This is a genomic window from Nocardioides sp. NPDC058538 (genome assembly GCF_042719275.1).
In the GTDB taxonomy this organism is placed as follows: domain Bacteria; phylum Actinomycetota; class Actinomycetes; order Propionibacteriales; family Nocardioidaceae; genus Nocardioides.
On the sequence record NZ_JBHXNY010000001.1, the window covers coordinates 229,793 to 247,096 of the forward strand.

Sequence of the window (17,304 nt, forward strand, 5' to 3'; positions counted from 1 at the left end):
AGCATGAACATCGAGCTGCTCTCCGCCCGCGACCCGGGCTGGACCGAGTGGGCAGACGTGATCGTGGTGGGCTCGGGGATCGCCGGGCTGACCGCGGCGCTGCGGCTCAAGGACCAGGTCGAGCGGGTCGCCGTCGTCACCAAGGACGAGCTCAAGGCGGGCTCGACGCAGTGGGCCCAGGGCGGCATCGCGGCGGCTCTCGGCGAGGGTGACACCCCTGCTCAGCACGAGGTCGACACGCTCGTGGCAGGCGCCGGGGCGTGCGACCTGGAGGCCGTACGCGTCCTGGTCGGTGAGGGCGCCGAGGCGGTCCGCGAGCTGATCGAGTGGGGTGCCGAGTTCGACAAGGACCCCTCCGGCAACCTCTCGCTCACCCGTGAGGGCGGCCATCTCCGCGATCGGATCGCGCACGCCGACGGCGACGCGACCGGCGCCGAGATCCAGCGCGCGCTGATGGAGGCCGTACGCCGCGCTCCCGAGATCCTGGTCTTCGAGCACGCGATGGTCGTCGACCTGCTGACGGCCGCCGACGGCGGCGTCGCCGGCCTGACCATCCACGTGATGGGCGAGGGCGATGCCGACGGCGTCGGCATCGTGCGTACCCGGGCAGTCGTGCTCGCCTCCGGCGGCCTCGGCCAGGTCTTCTCCCAGACCACCAACCCCGCCGTCGCCACCGCCGACGGGATGGCGATCGCGCTGCGGGCCGGTGCGACCCTGCGCGACCTCGAGTTCGTCCAGTTCCACCCCACGGTGATGTACCTGGGTGAGGACTCCCGCGGGCAGCAGCCGCTGATCTCCGAGGCCGTACGCGGCGAGGGCGCCTTCCTGGTCGACTGGGACGGCAACCGGCTGATGGAGGGCGTGCACGAGCTCGGCGACCTGGCTCCGCGCGACATCGTCTCCAAGGCGATCATGAAGCGGATGCTCGAGAGCGGTCACCCCAACATGTGGCTCGACGCCCGTCACCTCGGCCGTGGGTTCTGGGAGAAGCGGTTCCCCAACATCCTTGCCTCGTGCGAGCAGCACGGCGTCGACCCGTCCGTCGATCTGATCCCGGTCGCCCCGGCGTGCCACTACGCCTCCGGCGGAGTACGCACCGACCTGTGGGGCCGCTCGGACGTGCCCGGGCTCTACGCCACCGGTGAGGTCGCCTGCAGCGGCGTCCACGGCGCCAACCGGCTCGCCTCCAACTCGCTGCTCGAGGGGTTGGTCTTCTCGCGCCGGATCGCCGAGGTCCTGCCCGGCGAGCTGCGGCAGCTGGAGGACCCGGCTCCGGGCCCAGGCACCGGGCGCGCGCTCGTCCCCGGCACCGCGCTCAAGCAGCTGCAGGAGACCATGACGACCAAGGTCGGAGTTCTCCGCAACGCGACCGGTCTCGCCGAGGCGATCGACGAGCTCGAGCAGCTCGCGGGCACCCCGGCGACCGAGATCGACCCGGCCGCCTGGGAGGCGACCAACCTGCTGACCGTCTCGCTCGCGCTGGCGACGTCCGCGCTGCTGCGCGAGGAGACCCGCGGGTCCCACTGGCGCGAGGACTTCGCCGAGCGCGACGACGCCGGGTTCGCCGGCCACTTCGACGTACGGCTCCGGGACGGCGAGACTGTCGTCACGTTCGCCCCGACGCCGGCGACCGACCCCTCAACCATGGCAGGAGCCTGATGACCATCCGACGCGTGCCCTTCGACGAGATCCCGCAGCCGCTGCGCGACGAGCTGACCAAGGCCGGCCTGGACGCCGGCGAGGTCTACGACGCCGTCGAGCTCGCTCTCGACGAGGACCTGCCCACGTCTGCTCCCGGTGAGATGCCCAGCGAGGACGTCACCTCCGTGGCCACCATCGCCCCCGACTCGAGCGGGATCGGTGTCTTCGCCGCTCGTGAGGATGGCGTCGTGGCCGGCCTGGGTGTGGCCGAGCTCGTCTTCGCGTACGTCATGGGTGACTCGGTCACGGTCACCGACCGCGTCAAGGACGGCTCGAAGGTGAAGGCCGGGGACGTCATCATGCGGATCGCGGGGCCGACCCGCGGGCTGCTGACCGCGGAGCGTACGGCGCTCAACTACGCCTCCCACCTCTCCGGTGTCGCCACCGGCGTCGCGGCGTGGACCGAGGCGCTGGAAGGGACCGGCGCGCAGGTCCTCGACACCCGCAAGACGCTGCCCGGCTTCCGGGCGCTGGAGAAATACGCCGTCCGTTGTGGCGGCGGCGCCAACCACCGGATGTCGCTCTCCGACATGGCGCTGGTCAAGGACAATCACATCGTCGCCGCGGGTGGCGCGGTGCAGGCCTATGAGGCCGTGAAGTTCGCCTACCCGGACGTGCCGATCGAGGTCGAGGTGACCACGCTCGAGGAGCTCACGGCGCTCCTCGATGCCGGTTGCGGCCGGATCATGCTCGACAACATGTCGACCGCGACGATGAAGGAGGCCGTCGAGATCACCGCCGGGCGTGCGGTGCTCGAGGCCTCCGGCGGGCTGACCCTCGACCGGGCCCGCGAGGTCGCCGAGACCGGTGTCGACTATCTCTCCGTCGGTGCGCTGACCCACTCGGTGAAGGTCTTCGACATCGGCTTCGACCTGTCCGCGGGCTGAGGCGTCCCGCCATGTCTTTGCTCGCCGTCAACATCGGCAACAGCCACACGGTTCTCGGGCTGATCGCCGACGGTGTCGTGTCTGCGGACTGGCGGGTCTCCACGCTCGAGCACCGCACCGCCGACGAATGGTGGGCGCTGCTGCGGGGAACCATGGGCGACCCGCTGGTGGCGGGAATCTCCGGAGTCGTGGTCTGCGCGACCGTGCCCTCGGTGCTGCACGAATGGCGCGAGATGATCGCCCGCCATCTCGGCTCGGTCGAGAGCGTGGTGGTCGAGCCCGGCGTACGCTCCGGCATCCCGATCCTGATGGACAACCCGCGCGAGGTCGGCACCGACCGGATCGCCAACGCGGTCGCGGCGGTCGCTCTCCACGGCGGCCCCGCGATCGTGGTCGACTTCGGTGGCACGGCGACGACCTTCGACGTGGTCAACGCCGCGGGACAGTATGTCGGTGGCGCGATCCTGCCCGGGATCGAGCTGTCGCTGGAGGCGCTGGGGCGGCGCGGCGCCCAGCTGCGCAAGGTCGAGCTCGCCCGCCCGCGATCGGTGATCGCCAAGAACACGGTCGAGGCGCTGCAGTCCGGAATGGTCTTCGGGGTCGCCGCGCAGGTCGAGGGTCTGGTCGCTCGGATCATCGCCGAGCTGGGTGACTCCGCCGAGGAAGTGACCGTGATCGCGACCGGCTATCTGGCTGAGTTCGTTCTCGACGAGAGTAAATGCTTCTCGGCGCATTCTCCGTGGCTGACGATGCAAGGACTGGAACTCATATTCCAGCGAAATGCCGTTCGTTAGTCTTTTCAGTATGCCGACCTGTTGATTCATCCGGATCATATGTAATGCTATGGGCATCTCGCTTAACGGCGATGGCTATATTCGGCCCGTTTCCGGGTGAAGAAGAGCAGTGAAGGTAGGAACATGGCTAAGAAGGTTCAGATCATCCTCGAGGATGACATCGATGGCTCGGAAGCTGCTGAGACGGTGTCTTTTGCCCTGGACGGCACCTCCTACGAGATTGATCTCAGCGATGCCAATGCGGCAAAGCTTCGTGATTCTCTCGCGCTCTTCGTCGGCCACGCCCAGAAGGTGAGCGGCCGTCGCGGCAGCGCCAAGAAGGCGCCCGCCGCTGGTGGCTCGACCCCGAAGGTCATGCGCGAGTGGGGGAAGGCCAACGGTTACACCGTTCCCGACCGTGGTCGCATTCCGGCCGACGTCCGAGCGGCTTTCGAAGCGGCTCACTGACAACTGGTCTCAGCGCACCGAACGTCCGGCTGTCGCGCCCTCCGGGGCGCGGCAGCCGACTTTGTGTGAGGTCGGCCGTGACCCGGCGTCTGTCCGGCCTACGGAACGCGTGTTCGCTCTCAGCGCACGGATCGCGTTGTGTTGTCGGGAACGCGTAGGCTGTCTGCGGGGTTGAATCTTGGTGACGCCCCAGAATTCTTAGGAGAGATGCGTACATGTTCGAGCGGTTCACTGACCGAGCCCGCCGGGTGGTCGTGCTGGCCCAGGAAGAGGCCCGCATGCTCTCCCACAACTACATCGGGACCGAGCACATCCTGCTCGGCCTGATCCACGAGGGAGAAGGCGTCGCCGCCAAGGCCCTCGAGTCCCTCGACATCTCGCTCGAGGCGGTGCGCAACCAGGTCGAGGAGATCATCGGCCAGGGCCAGCAGGCACCGTCCGGACACATCCCGTTCACGCCGCGTGCCAAGAAGGTGCTCGAGCTGTCCCTGCGCGAGGCGCTGCAGCTCGGCCACTCCTACATCGGCACCGAGCACATCCTGCTCGGCCTCATCCGTGAGGGCGAGGGCGTCGCCGCCCAGGTGCTGCAGAAGCTCGGCGCCGACCTCAACCGGGTCCGCCAGCAGGTCATCCAGCTGCTCTCGGGCTTCCAGGGCAAGGAGGGCCAGGCCGGCACCTCCGGCGCGACGGCGTCGACCGGCACGACCTCGACCGAGGCGCCTTCCTCCAGCCTCGTGCTCGACCAGTTCGGCCGCAACCTCACCCAGGACGCCCGCGAGGGCAAGCTCGACCCGATCATCGGTCGCGAAGGCCAGATCGAGCGCGTGATGCAGGTGCTGTCGCGGCGTACGAAGAACAACCCGGTCCTCATCGGCGAGCCCGGCGTCGGCAAGACGTCGATCGTCGAGGGCCTGGCCCAGGACATCGTCAAGGGCAACGTTCCGGAGACGCTCAAGGACAAGCAGATCTACACGCTCGACCTGGGCGCGCTCGTGGCGGGTTCGCGTTACCGCGGTGACTTCGAGGAGCGCCTGAAGAAGGTGCTCAAGGAGATCAAGACCCGTGGCGACATCGTGCTGTTCATCGACGAGATCCACACGCTCGTCGGTGCCGGTGCGGCCGAGGGCGCGATCGACGCGGCGAGCATCCTGAAGCCGATGCTGGCTCGCGGTGAGCTGCAGACCATCGGTGCGACGACGCTGGACGAATACCGGAAGTACCTGGAGAAGGACGCCGCTCTCGAGCGTCGTTTCCAGCCGATCCAGGTGCCGGAGCCGACGATCGCGGTCGCGATCGAGATGCTCAAGGGCATCCGCGACCGTTACGAGGCCCACCACCGGGTCACGATCACCGACGAGGCCCTGGTCGCCGCGGTCACCATGGCCGACCGCTACATCTCCGACCGGTTCCTGCCGGACAAGGCGATCGACCTGATCGACGAGGCCGGCTCGCGCCTGCGCATCCGCCGGATGACGGCCCCCGCCGACCTGCGGGAGTACGACGACAAGATCGCCGACGTGCGCCAGCGCAAGGAGGCCGCGATCGACGGCCAGGACTTCGAGGCCGCGGCCCGTCTGCGCGATGAGGAGAAGCAGCTCATCGCCAAGAAGGCCGAGCGTGAGAAGGCCTGGCGTGCCGGCGACATGGACGAGGTCGCCGAGGTGGATGAGGAGCTCATCGCCGAGGTCCTCGCCGTCGCGACCGGCATCCCGATCGTGCAGGTCAACGAGGAGGAGTCCGCTCGACTGCTGCGCATGGAGGACGAGCTCCACAAGCGCGTCATCGGCCAGGACCAGGCGGTCAAGGCGCTGTCCCGTGCCATCCGACGCACCCGTGCCGGCCTGAAGGACCCGAAGCGCCCCGGCGGTTCGTTCATCTTCGCCGGTCCCTCCGGTGTCGGTAAGACGTGGCTGTCCAAGACGCTCGCCGAGTTCCTCTTCGGTGACGAGGACGCGCTGATCCAGCTCGACATGTCGGAGTTCGGCGAGAAGCACACCGTCTCGCGGCTCTTCGGCTCGCCTCCGGGCTACGTCGGCTACGAGGAGGGAGGCCAGCTCACCGAGAAGGTGCGCCGCAAGCCGTTCTCCGTGGTCCTCTTCGACGAGGTCGAGAAGGCTCACCCGGACATCTTCAACTCGCTGCTGCAGATCCTGGAGGAAGGTCGCCTGACCGACTCCCAGGGCCGGGTGGTCGACTTCAAGAACACCGTGATCATCATGACCACCAACCTCGGCACGCGGGACATCGCGAAGTCGGTCAACCTGGGCTTCTCCCAGGCCAGCGACGTCGCGGGCTCCTACGAGAGGATGAAGTCCAAGGTCTCGGACGAGCTCAAGCAGCACTTCCGTCCCGAGTTCCTCAACCGTGTCGACGAGGTCATCGTGTTCCCGCCGCTGTCGCAGGAGCAGATCGTCGCGATGGTCGACAACATGATCGCCGCCGTCGAGGTCCGCCTCAAGGACCGCGACATGGGCATCGAGCTCACCACGGCCGCGAAGAAGGTGCTCGCCGAGCGCGGCTTCGACCCGGTCCTGGGTGCTCGCCCGCTGCGCCGCACGGTCCAGCGCGAGCTCGAGGACGTGCTTGCCGAGAAGATGCTCTACGGAGACATCGGCCCCGGCGAGATCGTGCTGGTCGACGTCGAGGGTGAGGGCGCTGCCGCGCAGTTCACCTTCACCGGCCAGAAGCGCTCCGTCGTCCCGGACGTACCCCCGCTGGAGGGCGCGACCGTTTCCGATATCGAGCTCCCCGACCAGGACGAGCCGACGACGGTGGACAAGCCCAAGCCCGCCGAAGGCGAGTAACCGAGACGTCACTTCCTGACGTCGAGAAGTCAGTTATCGACGCCGAGTGGCCAGAAATTCTGGCCACTCGGCGTCGTTTCTCTTCCAGCGCTTCAAAAGTGACCTTTCGCTGTCGGAAAACGACTTCTCGGCGGGGTTAGGGGAGGGCGAAGAAGTCTGGTTCCACCTCGGTGGCCAGGTTGTCTTTCAGGAGGCCTTCTAGGGCCCGTTGGCGTTGGGTTTCGTCGGACCAGACGACATCGAGACGGCTGCGGTGCACGGGGGAGTCGGCGTCGCGGAGAACGGCCATCAGGCGGCCGCGGCACTGGCGGTCGGTACCGGCCCAGGTCTGGACCTTGCGAGGCGGTCCGTCGTAGGCCGGGTGGCCGGCCGCGCGCCAGGCGCATTGGTCCGCGACCGGGCATCGGGCGCAGGACGGGTTGGCGGCGGTGCAGACGAGGGCGCCGAGCTCCATGACGGCGACCGACCAGGTGGCGGCGGTCGGCTCGTCCTGCGGGAGTACGCCGGCGGCGAGCTCGCGCTCGGCCTTGTTCACCGACTGCGCGGGGAACTCGACGCCGCTCAGCGTCCTGGCGAAGACGCGGCGTACGTTCGTGTCGAGGACAACGTGGCGCTTGCCGTAGGCGAAGGTCGCGATCGCCGCCGCGGTGTAGTCGCCGACGCCCGGGAGCGCGATCAGGTCGTCGTACGTGGCGGGCACCTCGCCGCCGTGCTGCTCGACGATGGCGGTGGCAGCCGCGTGCAGCCGCAGCGCCCGGCGTGGGTAGCCGAGACGGCCCCAGGCGCGTACGGCCTCGCCGGTCGGCTCCGCGGCCAGGCCGTCCGGGGTCGGCCAGCGCTCCATCCAGGCTTCGTGGATGGGGAGCACGCGGGAGACCGGGGTCTGCTGGAGCATGAACTCGCTGACCATCACCGACCACGGTGTCGCGGTCGCGGAGCGCCACGGGAGGTCGCGGGCGTTGGCGTCGTACCAGTCCAGGACGGCGTCGTGGAGAACTGTCACACCCAGATTGTGCCGTGCGACAGGTATTGCCACGGAGTGGCACCCCGAAACCCGGGCACGAGATCATTACGGTGTCGCCTATGGCCCGCTCGAGAAGGACTGGAGGACGGCTGCCGGCCTCGGTCTACTGGCGCCGGCGACTGGCGGTGCTCAGCATCGTTCTGCTCCTGATCGTCGGGATCTCGCGGTTCTTCCTCAGTGGTTCCGACGGCGCGGACGACACCGCGACCCCCGTGGCCGACGAGCCCACGGCGACCGTGACGGTCACCCCGACACCGAGTGCGAAGCCGTCGAAGGAGGCGGGCAGCGCGGGCGGCAACAACAAGCCCAAGAAGCCGAAGAGCAGCGCGCCGCCGGAGCCGACCGGCGAGTGCTCGCCCTCCGACATCGTCGTCGAGCCGGCAGTCACCGACGCCTACTCCTACGACAACGTGACCATCCCGCTCCAGCTGCGCACCGTGAAGGCGTCTGCGTGCACCTGGAAGCTGTCCGCGGACGCGCTGCAGGTGCGCATCTCGCAGAAGGGCGGCGATCTGGTCTGGTCGACGGTCGACTGCGCCAAGGCGGTGCCGACCAAGGAGATCGTCGTACGCCGCGACGTCGTCACCACGCTGCCCCTGACCTGGAGCGGACGACGTGTGGTCGCCGGCGAGTGCACCGGCCACGGCCCGTGGGTGAAGCCCAACTTCTTCGTGATCGTCGCCTCCGCCCTCGGTGGCGAACCGTCATCGGCCACCTTCGGCCTCTACAAGCCGGGCACAGCCCTGTCGCGTACGGAACCCGACTCCCCGGTCAGCCGATAGCCGAGGCGTCACCCCCGTCGGCCGAGACGTCACTTAGGTCGGCCGAGACGTCACTTAGGTCGGCCGAGTTGGCAGCCCGTGCCAACTCGACCGACGTAAGTGACGCTTCGACCGACGTAACTGACGCTTCGTCCGACCGGGCTGACGCCTCGACCGACCGGGCTGACGCCTCGGCGGGGCTTCGTCAGACGTAGCGTTCGAGGATGGTGGACTCGGCGAGGCGGGAGAGGCCCTCGCGTACGGAGCGGGCGCGGAGCTCGCCGACGCCCTCGACGGCCTGGAGATCGTCGACGCTGGCGGAGAGGAGCTTCTGCAGGGTGCCGAAGTGGTCGACTAGGCGGTCGACGACGGCCGGTGGGAGGCGGGGGACCTTCGCGAGGAGGCGGTAGCCGCGCGGGGCGACGGCGCCGTCGAGAGCGTCGGAGGTGGTCAGGCCCAGGACCCGGGCGGTGGCGGCGGGGTCGACGAGCTCGGCGGAGTTGAGCGCCTCGAGCTCGGCCAGCAGCTCCTCGGGGCTGCGGGAACGACGGCCGCGGGGGAGGTAGTCACGGATGACCATCTCGCGCTCAGCGTCGACGCCGGTGATGAGCTCCTCGAGCTGAAGGGACAGCAGCCGGCCGTCGGTGCCGAGCTCGAGCACATAGTCCTCGATCTCGCGGGCGATGCGGGTGACCATCTCCAGGCGCTGGGCCACGACGGCCACGTCGCGCACCGTCACCAGATCCTCGATCTCGAGCGCCGACAGGGTGGAGGCCACCTCGTCGAGGCGCAGCTTGTAGCGCTCCAAGGTCGCCAGCGCCTGATTGGCACGGGAGAGGATCTGACCGGAGTCCTCGAGGACGTGGCGGGTCTCCCCGACGTACGCGGCGATGATCTGCATCGACTGGGACACCGAGATCACCGGGCGACCGGTCTGCTTCGCGACCCGGTCGGCGGTGCGGTGCCGGGTGCCGGTCTCGGTCGAGGGGATGGTGTGGTCGGGCATCAGGTGGACCGCGGCCTGGACGATCCGGCTCAGCGAGTCGTCGACGATGATCGCCCCGTCCATCTTGGCGAGCTCACGCAGGCCGGTGGAGGTGAACGGTACGTCGAGGGTGAAGCCACCGGTCGCGATGCCGTCGACCATCTTGTCGTGGCCGAGCACGATCAGCGCGCCGGTGCGGCCGCGGAGGATCCGCTCGAGCCCGTCACGCAGCGGTGTCCCGGGCGCGATCAGAGCAAGCGTCTCGCGCAGTCGGATGGAGTCCGCGGTGCGGTCGGCGGGCACGAGAATCCTTTCGGAGTGGGATGGGGTGATTCTAACCGTGGATCCAACCGTAATGCCGAGAACGTTCGGCCACGAGTCACCAAGCCGATCACACCAAGCGGAGGAATTCCAGTGCGGCACTGATGCTGTGCACCTCAAAGACACGCATCCCGTCGACTTCCCGCTCATTGGGGCGGTTGGGCACGGGCGCCCCAGGATCGGCCGGGACGACGGCTACGGTGAACCCGAGTCGTGCCGCCTCGGAGAGCCGCTGGTCGAGATCGCGCACCCGGCGCAGCTCGCCGGCGAGGCCGATCTCGCCGAGCGCGACCACCCCGCGTGGCGTCGGCGTGCCGGTGTGGCTCGAGGCGACCGCGAGCGCCATCGCCAGGTCGGCGGCCGGGTCACTGATCCGGGCCCCTCCTACGGTCGAGGCGAACACGTCGCGACCGGAGAGACCGACCCTCGCGTGGCGCTGCAGCACGGCGAGGATCATCGCGAGCCGGGAGCCGTCCAACCCCGAGGTCGTACGCTTCGCCCGCTCCTCCGCGCCCAGCACGGTCAGCGCCTGGATCTCGGCGAGCAGCGGCCGGCGACCCTCCATCGTCACGGTGACGCACGTGCCGGGGACCGAGACGTGATGGGTCTCCACGAAGAGGCCCGACGGGTCGGTGACCGCGACGATGCCCTCCGAGGACAGGTCGAAGCAGCCCACCTCGTCGATCGGGCCGAAGCGGTTCTTCATCGCCCGCACCATCCGGAACCGTGAGTCGCGGGCGCCCTCGAAGTGGAGGACCACGTCGACCAGGTGCTCCAGCACCCGCGGCCCGGCGATCGCCCCGTCCTTGGTCACGTGGCCGACCACGACGGTCGTGATGTTGCGGGTCTTGGCCACCCGGATCAGGGCCGCCGCCACCTCGCGGACCTGGGTCACCCCGCCGGGAACGCCCTCGACCCCGGATGCGCCGATGGTCTGCACCGAGTCGACCACGATCAGCTCGGGCCGGCTCTCCTCGATGTGGGTCAGCACGGCACCGAGATCGGTCTCGGCGGCGAGATAGAGCTCGTCCTGGATCGCGTTGGTCCGGTCGGCCCGCAGTCGCACCTGCGAGGCGGATTCCTCGCCTGTCACGTACAACGCGCGGCGTCCGTAGCGCGCCGTCTGCGCCGCCACCTCGAGCAGCAGCGTCGACTTCCCGACACCCGGCTCGCCGGCCAGCAGGATCGCGGCGCCCGGCACCAGCCCGCCACCGAGGACCCGGTCGAGCTCCGGCACTCCCGACGTACGCCGCTCCGACTCGGTCACCGACACGGTCCCGATCGGCACCGCCGCGGTGGAGACCGGAGCCGCCTGCGTACGTCCGATCGGAGCCGCCGCCTCGGCGACCGACCCCCACGCCTGGCACTCGCCGCAGCGACCGACCCACTTCGCGGTCTCCCAACCGCACTCGGAGCAGCGGTAGGTGGCGCGTTTGGACGAGCGAGCGGTAGCCATGCCCAGCAACTTAGAGCACACCACCGACATCCGAGCCTGCGTTCCCGCGAGGCGATGTCCTGAGCTTGTCGAAGGGAACGAGCGGGGACGCAACGGGAGGAGGTCGAGCGAGCGCAGCGGGTGAGCTTGCGAACCCGCGAAGCGGGTCGAGACCTGGCCGAGGACCGGGAGCGAGATGAGCCCGAAAGCATCCCAACAGGACGGCCTTCGTTACCATGGCTTGGAACGATCCAGAGTTCCACATCGGCATCAAGGGAGGCAGAGCGTGGCGGTGCCGCGTTCCGGCGGTCATATCTCGGCCGCTCCGCCGACCCTGGCGGACGTCGCAGAGCTGGCCGGCGTGTCCCGGCAGACGGTCTCGAACGCGGTCAACAACCCCGATCTGCTGCGTGCCGACACCCTGGCCAGGGTGCAGGACGCGATCGACAAGCTCGGCTATCAGCCCAACCGCGCCGCGCGCAGCCTGCGCACGCGAGCGAGCCACCTGATCGGCCTGCGGATGCCCGCCCTCCAGGAGGGCACGGCCAACGCGATGATGGACCGTTTCGTGCACTCCTTCGTCGAGGCCGCGGCCGATACCGGCTACCACGTGCTCCTCTTCTACGGTGACCCCGCCGACCCGCTCGACGGCTACGACGAGCTGCTCAGGTCGACCGCGGTCGACGCGTTCGTCGTGACCGACACCCACCTCGGTGGCCAGCAGACGACCTGGCTGCAGTCCCGCCGAGCAAGATTCGTCTCGTTCGGAAGACCCTGGACCCAGCCCGACGCCAAGCATCCCTGGGTCGACGTCGACCTCGCCTACGGTGCCGAGATCGCCACCGAGCACCTGATCGAGCGCGGTCACTCCAAGATCGCCTGGATCGGCTGGCACAAGGACTCGCTCCTGGGCGAGGAGAGACGGAGCGGCTGGATCCACGCGATGCACACCCACGGCCTCTCGACCACCGGCCTGGCCTCGCGCACCGAGGACTCGATCAGCTCGGGCAAGGCCGCCGCCGACGCGATCCTCGACGAGACCGAGCCCACCGCGCTCGTCTGCGCCTCCGACACGCTCGCCATGGGCGTGCTCCACGCCCTCTTCGAAAGAAGACTCCGCCTCGGCGAGGACATCGCGGTCGTCGGCTTCGACGACTCCCAGGTCGCTCAGACGGTGCCGCCGGGCATCACCTCCGTACGTCCTCCGCTGGAGGAGGCCGCGCGCGAGCTGGTCAAGGCGCTCGAGCAGCTCCTCGCCACTCCGTCGTACGCCGCGCCCGGCGTGATGCTGAAGCCCGCCCTGACGGTGCGAGGGTCTTCATAGAACGACTGATCTGCGCGACGATGGCCTCATGGGAACTGAGACGAACGGAGCGAGGTCGAGCGGCGAGCTTGCTCGTCCGCTCGCGCCGAGCGAGGGAGTAATCGCGCGAAGCGCGGAGGACATCGTCGTCATCGGTGCTGGTCTCGCAGCGGTCAGCGCCATCGAAACCCTTCGTGACGAGGGGTACGCCGGCCGCCTGACCCTGGTCGGGAAGGAACCTGAGCTGCCGTACGAGCGACCGCAGCTCTCCAAGGACTTCCTGGCCGGCGCCAAGAAGTTCAATCTCTCCCACGACGAGGAGTGGTACGCCGAGAAGGACGTCACCGTCCTCACCGGCACCACCGCCACCGCCCTCGACCTGGACAACGGCACCGTCTCCCTCGACAACGGCGAGCAGCTGCCCTTCGGCACCCTGCTCCTGGCCACCGGCGCCGAGCCGAAGATGCCGCCGATCCCCGGCATCGAGAACGCGATGACCCTCCGCACCGTCGAGGACGCCCGCCGCCTCAAGGACGCGATCGAGCCCGGCACCCGGGTCGTCACGGTCGGCGGCGGCTGGATCGGGCTCGAGGTCGCGGCGTCGGTGACCGCGCTCGGCGGGAGGGCGGTCGTGCTCGAAGCGGCCGCGCGGCCGCTGCTCAACGTCCTCGGCCCTGTGCTCGCCGAGCACGTCGCCGGTCTCCACGCCCGACACGGCGTCGAGATCCACACCGGGACGACCGTCGAGGCGATCGAGCCGGGAGCCGTACGCACCAGCGAAGGCGAGATCCCCGCCGACATCGTCCTCGTCGCCGTCGGCGCGGCACCGGCCACAGAGCTGGCCGCGGCGGCCGGCCTCGAGGTCGGCGACGGCATCGTCGTCGACGAGGGGCTGCGTACGTCTGATCCGAGGGTCTTCGCCGCCGGCGACGCCGCGCTCGCGAAGCACACCGTGCACGGCCCGCTACGGGTCGAGCACTGGGACAACGCGATCCGGCAGGGCCGGCTGGCGGCCCGGTCGATGCTGGGCAAGGGTGGCGCCTACGACTGGCAGCCCTACTTCTTCACCGACCAGTTCGAGTTCTCGATGGAGTACGTCGGCCGCTCCGCGCCCGAGGACGAGGTGCTGCTCCGCGGCAACACCGACGGTGACGAGTTCATCGCCTACTGGCGGCGCGGTGCGACCGTGACCGCCGGGATGAACGTCGGGATCTGGGACGTCAACGACAAGCTCCGCGAGCTGGTCGGGACCGATGCCGATCCCGACCAGCTCACCGAGTCACCCTGAGAGGGTCAGAAGCACTGCGAGGCGCTGTGGAAGACGCTCGACTGGATGCCGAGGTGGATGTGGTCGCTGTGGTCGGGGTAGCCCGGCCCGAGCACCTGCGGGAACGACTGGCGTGAGGCTCGGGCGATGCCGCACATGGTCGTCGCGCTGCTGCCGGGCACCAGATCCATGGCCCGTCCGTAGAGGTGGTTGCTGTTGGAGGCGCCGCCGACGGCATCGTTGCACGCCCTCGAGCGGTAGGCCGAGGTCACCCGCAGCGGGTTGTCGCCGAGCCGGTGCCGGATCGCCTCGGCTCGCCACATCGCCTGCATCAGGTTGGCCTTGACCTGTGCGACCGTCACTCCGGAGATCGGCGTCGGCCAGCCGCCGTAGCAGACGTCGTCGACCTCGCTCCACGCGAAGTGGATCGGGGTGCAGTCGTCGTCCTGGAGCGCGTAGATCTTGTTGAACGTGTTCGACCCGGCGACTCCGTCGGCCGAGAGCCCGTAGGCGGCCTGGAAGTTGCGGACCGCGGTCGTCGTCGCCGGGCCGTAGGAGCCGTCGATCGAGAAGACCGTGCCGGAGGCCGCCCATCCAGCGACCCGGATCTGCAGCTGGGTGACCGCGCCGCCCGAGGACCCCTGCTGCAGGGTGCCGCTCCAGGTGTAGCAGGCGTCGGCGTGAGCCGGCGCGGCCGTGACGCTGACCGCGGCGAGGGAGGCCGCGACCGTGAGAAGGAGGGTGCCGATGACCGTGCCGAGCCGACGCCCGAGACGTGGGAAGTGGTGCATGGTGAAACTCCTTTCCTTGGGGGGAGTCTCAATGGTCACGTTTTTTCCTCGGCCGCGTGCGGTGATTCAGAAACGCTTCCACCAGAGGTTCACCGCGTAGTCGACATACGTCCCCTGGTGTTCTTCCAGGATCGCGGCCGCGGTGGCGGCGTCGAACTCGATGCGTACGACCGCCTCCAGATCCGCACGCGAGCCGAAGGACCAGTCCATGTCGACGGGGACGCGTGTCCAGCCGTGCATCGACCAGAACCGCTCCTGCTCCTCGGGCGGCGGAACCTTCGGATAGCCGCGGCGGAACCACGCGCCGAAGCTCGACCGGGAGCCGTCGTTGTCGATCACCATCGCCACGCCGCCGCGACGCATCACCCGGTCGAGCTCGCCGAGCCCCGGCTCCGAGCCGGGGCCGAAGAAGTAGGCCCAGCGGGCGTGCATGACGTCGACGGAAGCCGGCGGCAGCGGCAGCCGTTGGGCGACCCCGTTGTGGACGGTGACGTTCGGGAGTCGCTTCGTACGCCGACGGGCCAACGTCACGAGATCCGGATGGGGCTCGATGCCGGTGACGGTGCGGGCGGTCCCAGCGAACTCAGGCAGGTAGAACCCGGTCCCGCAGCCCAGGTCGAGGACGTCGCGTCCGGCCCAGAGTCCGGTCTCGGCCATGGCCGCCCAGAGCCGGCCGTGCGGGTCGAGCGCACGGTTCTCGATCTCGTACGTCGCGGTGTGGTTCCAGATGTTCGGACTCGGGATCGTTCCCGTAGCCCCCGGCAGGTCGAGCCTGGTCAGATCCGGACCTCGCCGCGGGGCGTGACGAACTGCGCGGCCAGGAGACCGGGGGTGCCGTGCTCGGCGACCCAGTCGATGTGGACGTTCTCGGCGGGCTTGCCGGTCCAGGGATCGACGCGTTCCTTCAGCTCGTCACCGAGGTAGTCCTTGACCCGCTCGGGGTCCCCGGAGATCTCCAGGCACGTGAGGGTGATGTCGGAGCCGGCGTTGCCGGGGTGGAGGTCGGGGGTCTCCCACTTGATGAAGTAGGGCAGCTGCGGGTCGGCGATCAGGCCGTTGATGCCGATCTGCTGCCAGTGGAGCTCGCGGCCGTCGGGGAGGTGACGGTTGCCGGGAACCGCCTTGCGGCCGAGCCGCTCCTCGATCGGGGTCATGTCGTCGACGCCGACCACGAAGCCGATCCAGCCGCCACCGAGAGCGGAGCGGGCCTTGACGGCCTGCCCGAACGGGGCCTTGTCGCTGGCCGGGTGCTCGAGTGCCTCGACGACCTCGAGGTAGAGGCCGCCGCGCATCGGGAGGATGTAGTTGCGGGTGCCGAAGCGAGGGTGGACGCCGCCGTCGACGAACTCCTGGCCGAGCAGCTCACCGAGCTGCTTGGCGGTCTGTACCAAGCCATCGGGTCCTGCAGCGTACGAAACATGGTCCAGGCGCATGTAACGATTCTGAACTCTCGCTGAGAGAGAGACCAATCCAGGGTCACTATCTCTTGATATCGAGATACACCCTGGGGTTCAGTCTTGCTCAGCGCGGGCTGGCGGGATGGAGCGCCAGCGCGGACCTCGACCGGACGTGTGCCTCGCAGTGACGGACGAGCTCGGCATACGCCGCCTTGCCCATCAGCTCGGTCAGCTCGGCCTGGTTGGTGAGGTAGACGGGCTCGACGGCGACGTGTGCCTCGGTGTTGCCGGAGCAGTACCAGTCGAGATCGTGGCCGCCGGGGCCCCAGCCGCGCCGGTCGTACTCCGTGATCGTCACCTCGGTGTATTGCGTTCCGTCGGTGAGCTCGACATCCCGGAACGTACGCCGGATCGGCAGCTGCCAGCACACGTCCGGCTTCGTCTCGAAGTGCTCCCGGCCCTCCTTGGCGGCCAAGATGTGCAGCGCACAGCCCGATCCGCCGGCGAAGTCCGGCCGGTTGGCCAGGACGCACGACTCCTGCCCGCGAAACTCCGTTACCCGGGTCTTCCGCTCGCCTTCGTCGTCGAGCTCGACCCAGTCGTCGGCCTTCACCGCACGCCCCGGGTGCTGCTCCCACAGTTCAGGGGTCAGTTTCTGGACGAATCCCGCCGTCCGGGCCTCGTCCTCCTCGTCCGCGAAGTGCGCCCCCAGCGTGCAGCACCCCACGTCCGGTGAGCTCTTGAACATCCCCGGGCAGCCGTTGCCGAAGATGCAGGAGTACGCCGACGTCAACCAGGTCAGGTCGCAGCGCATCCGCTCGTCCGGGTCGTCGGGGTTCACGAACTCCACCCACGCACGCGGGAAATCCAGGGGTACCTCAGGCACCTGCCAAGCCTACGCGGTCGATCGACGTCCGACGCTTCACCGAGCGCTCCACGGACGCAGCTTCTCGGGGTTGCGTGCGGTCGTCGGCGACGTCGAAGGCGTAGACGGAGACGGTGGCGCCGTCCAGCTCTCCGACCAGGCCGGGCTGGTCGTTGACCGAGCATTCGCGCAGGTCACCGCCGGGCCGCGAGCGGCGATCTCCATCCAGACAGCCGGCTGGCGACCGTCGTCATCCAGACGCCGGGCGAGGCGATCGCGTCCCGTTGCTGCCCGGGTCTTGAAGAACGCCATCGACACCCTGCGGGAGCCATACACCTCCGATGTCGTCTCCTTCGACGTCGAGCCGCCGCTCCAGCACGTCGGGACCTGGGTGATCGCCCACGACCAGGTCTCGGTGCCGCTCGACATCCTCAGCGGCAAGGGCGTGGTCGACCTCGAACAGTGACGGAGACGACTCAGCGGCGATTCCGGACGGGCGCTGCGGGCGGCGTATTCTTGTGG

The 17,304-nt window shown here is 69.0% G+C and carries 16 protein-coding genes; 9 read left to right on the top strand and 7 right to left on the bottom strand.

The annotated features are described in order from the left end of the window. Nucleotides 1-3 precede the first annotated feature (3 nt). The 5 genes from ACFWQC_RS01135 (at nt 4) to ACFWQC_RS01155 (ending at nt 6,633) form a co-directional block, all read left to right on the top strand. Complete coding sequence (locus ACFWQC_RS01135; protein ID WP_378671871.1) at nt 4-1,659, top strand: L-aspartate oxidase; 1,656 nt, start codon at nt 4-6, stop codon at nt 1,657-1,659. Next, nucleotides 1,659-2,588, top strand: coding sequence for a carboxylating nicotinate-nucleotide diphosphorylase (gene nadC / locus ACFWQC_RS01140; protein ID WP_378671872.1), 930 nt, complete (start codon nt 1,659-1,661; stop codon nt 2,586-2,588). Before ACFWQC_RS01135 ends, nadC begins: the two co-directional genes overlap by 1 nt. An 11-nt stretch (nt 2,589-2,599) precedes the next feature. Continuing rightward, nucleotides 2,600-3,382: a type III pantothenate kinase gene (locus ACFWQC_RS01145; RefSeq protein ID WP_378671873.1), complete on the top strand. Its 783-nt coding sequence runs from the start codon at nt 2,600-2,602 to the stop codon at nt 3,380-3,382. Between the two features lie 123 nt (nt 3,383-3,505). Next, the gene (locus ACFWQC_RS01150) at nt 3,506-3,829 is read left to right on the top strand and encodes an Lsr2 family protein (protein ID WP_141801691.1); all 324 of its coding nucleotides are present in this window, start codon (nt 3,506-3,508) and stop codon (nt 3,827-3,829) included. A gap of 215 nt (nt 3,830-4,044) precedes the next feature. Next, entirely contained in the window at nt 4,045-6,633 is a 2,589-nt protein-coding gene (locus ACFWQC_RS01155) for an ATP-dependent Clp protease ATP-binding subunit (RefSeq protein ID WP_378671875.1), read from the top strand. Nucleotides 6,634-6,769: 136 nt separating this feature from the next. On the opposite strand, the gene ACFWQC_RS01160 is transcribed toward ACFWQC_RS01155, so the two are convergent. Next, a complete protein-coding gene (locus tag ACFWQC_RS01160) occupies nt 6,770-7,642 on the bottom strand; it encodes an A/G-specific adenine glycosylase (protein ID WP_378672283.1) in 873 nt (290 codons plus the stop codon). Between the two features lie 74 nt (nt 7,643-7,716). Between ACFWQC_RS01160 and ACFWQC_RS01165 the strand changes: the two genes are divergently transcribed. Continuing rightward, complete coding sequence (locus ACFWQC_RS01165; protein ID WP_378671876.1) at nt 7,717-8,439, top strand: hypothetical protein; 723 nt, start codon at nt 7,717-7,719, stop codon at nt 8,437-8,439. A 184-nt stretch (nt 8,440-8,623) separates the two neighbouring features. On the opposite strand, the gene disA is transcribed toward ACFWQC_RS01165, so the two are convergent. Further along, nucleotides 8,624-9,706 (bottom strand): DNA integrity scanning diadenylate cyclase DisA, encoded by a 1,083-nt coding sequence (disA, locus tag ACFWQC_RS01170; protein ID WP_378671878.1) that lies wholly within the window; start codon nt 9,704-9,706, stop codon nt 8,624-8,626. 88 nt (nt 9,707-9,794) lie between these two features. Beyond that, nucleotides 9,795-11,180, bottom strand: a complete 1,386-nt coding sequence (gene radA, locus ACFWQC_RS01175) for a DNA repair protein RadA (protein WP_378671879.1) — start codon at nt 11,178-11,180, stop codon at nt 9,795-9,797. Nucleotides 11,181-11,445: 265 nt separating this feature from the next. Here radA and ACFWQC_RS01180 point away from each other — a divergent pair, with 265 nt between their 5' ends. After that, nucleotides 11,446-12,483: a LacI family DNA-binding transcriptional regulator gene (locus tag ACFWQC_RS01180; protein ID WP_378671881.1), complete on the top strand. Its 1,038-nt coding sequence runs from the start codon at nt 11,446-11,448 to the stop codon at nt 12,481-12,483. 28 nt (nt 12,484-12,511) lie between these two features. Next, nucleotides 12,512-13,750 carry an NAD(P)/FAD-dependent oxidoreductase gene (locus tag ACFWQC_RS01185; protein WP_378671883.1) on the top strand — a complete coding sequence of 413 codons (1,239 nt, stop codon included), beginning with the start codon at nt 12,512-12,514 and terminating at the stop codon, nt 13,748-13,750. 5 nt (nt 13,751-13,755) lie between these two features. Here the strand turns inward: ACFWQC_RS01185 and ACFWQC_RS01190 are convergent, their stop codons facing one another. From ACFWQC_RS01190 to ACFWQC_RS01205, 4 genes are all read right to left on the bottom strand, one after another. Further along, nucleotides 13,756-14,520: a D-Ala-D-Ala carboxypeptidase family metallohydrolase gene (locus ACFWQC_RS01190; protein ID WP_378671885.1), complete on the bottom strand. Its 765-nt coding sequence runs from the start codon at nt 14,518-14,520 to the stop codon at nt 13,756-13,758. Between the two features lie 66 nt (nt 14,521-14,586). Beyond that, entirely contained in the window at nt 14,587-15,177 is a 591-nt protein-coding gene (locus ACFWQC_RS01195) for a class I SAM-dependent methyltransferase (protein WP_378671887.1), read from the bottom strand. A gap of 119 nt (nt 15,178-15,296) precedes the next feature. After that, the gene (locus ACFWQC_RS01200; RefSeq protein WP_355017503.1) at nt 15,297-15,953 is read right to left on the bottom strand and encodes a VOC family protein; all 657 of its coding nucleotides are present in this window, start codon (nt 15,951-15,953) and stop codon (nt 15,297-15,299) included. Nucleotides 15,954-16,041: 88 nt separating this feature from the next. Beyond that, nucleotides 16,042-16,803, bottom strand: a complete 762-nt coding sequence (locus tag ACFWQC_RS01205; RefSeq protein ID WP_378671889.1) for a hypothetical protein — start codon at nt 16,801-16,803, stop codon at nt 16,042-16,044. A 70-nt stretch (nt 16,804-16,873) separates the two neighbouring features. Between ACFWQC_RS01205 and ACFWQC_RS01210 the strand changes: the two genes are divergently transcribed. After that, a complete protein-coding gene (locus tag ACFWQC_RS01210) occupies nt 16,874-17,248 on the top strand; it encodes a hypothetical protein (RefSeq protein ID WP_378671891.1) in 375 nt (124 codons plus the stop codon). Nucleotides 17,249-17,304: the final 56 nt, after the last annotated feature.

Coding starts and splice junctions, on each gene's coding strand:
- ACFWQC_RS01135 (WP_378671871.1), top strand. CDS start 4: ATGAACATCGAGCTGCTCTCCGCCCGCGACCCGGGCTGGACCGAGTGG.
- nadC (WP_378671872.1), top strand. CDS start 1,659: ATGACCATCCGACGCGTGCCCTTCGACGAGATCCCGCAGCCGCTGCGC.
- ACFWQC_RS01145 (WP_378671873.1), top strand. CDS start 2,600: ATGTCTTTGCTCGCCGTCAACATCGGCAACAGCCACACGGTTCTCGGG.
- ACFWQC_RS01150 (WP_141801691.1), top strand. CDS start 3,506: ATGGCTAAGAAGGTTCAGATCATCCTCGAGGATGACATCGATGGCTCG.
- ACFWQC_RS01155 (WP_378671875.1), top strand. CDS start 4,045: ATGTTCGAGCGGTTCACTGACCGAGCCCGCCGGGTGGTCGTGCTGGCC.
- ACFWQC_RS01165 (WP_378671876.1), top strand. CDS start 7,717: ATGGCCCGCTCGAGAAGGACTGGAGGACGGCTGCCGGCCTCGGTCTAC.
- radA (WP_378671879.1), bottom strand. CDS start 11,180: ATGGCTACCGCTCGCTCGTCCAAACGCGCCACCTACCGCTGCTCCGAG.
- ACFWQC_RS01185 (WP_378671883.1), top strand. CDS start 12,512: ATGGGAACTGAGACGAACGGAGCGAGGTCGAGCGGCGAGCTTGCTCGT.
- ACFWQC_RS01190 (WP_378671885.1), bottom strand. CDS start 14,520: ATGCACCACTTCCCACGTCTCGGGCGTCGGCTCGGCACGGTCATCGGC.
- ACFWQC_RS01195 (WP_378671887.1), bottom strand. CDS start 15,177: ATGGCCGAGACCGGACTCTGGGCCGGACGCGACGTCCTCGACCTGGGC.
- ACFWQC_RS01200 (WP_355017503.1), bottom strand. CDS start 15,953: ATGCGCCTGGACCATGTTTCGTACGCTGCAGGACCCGATGGCTTGGTA.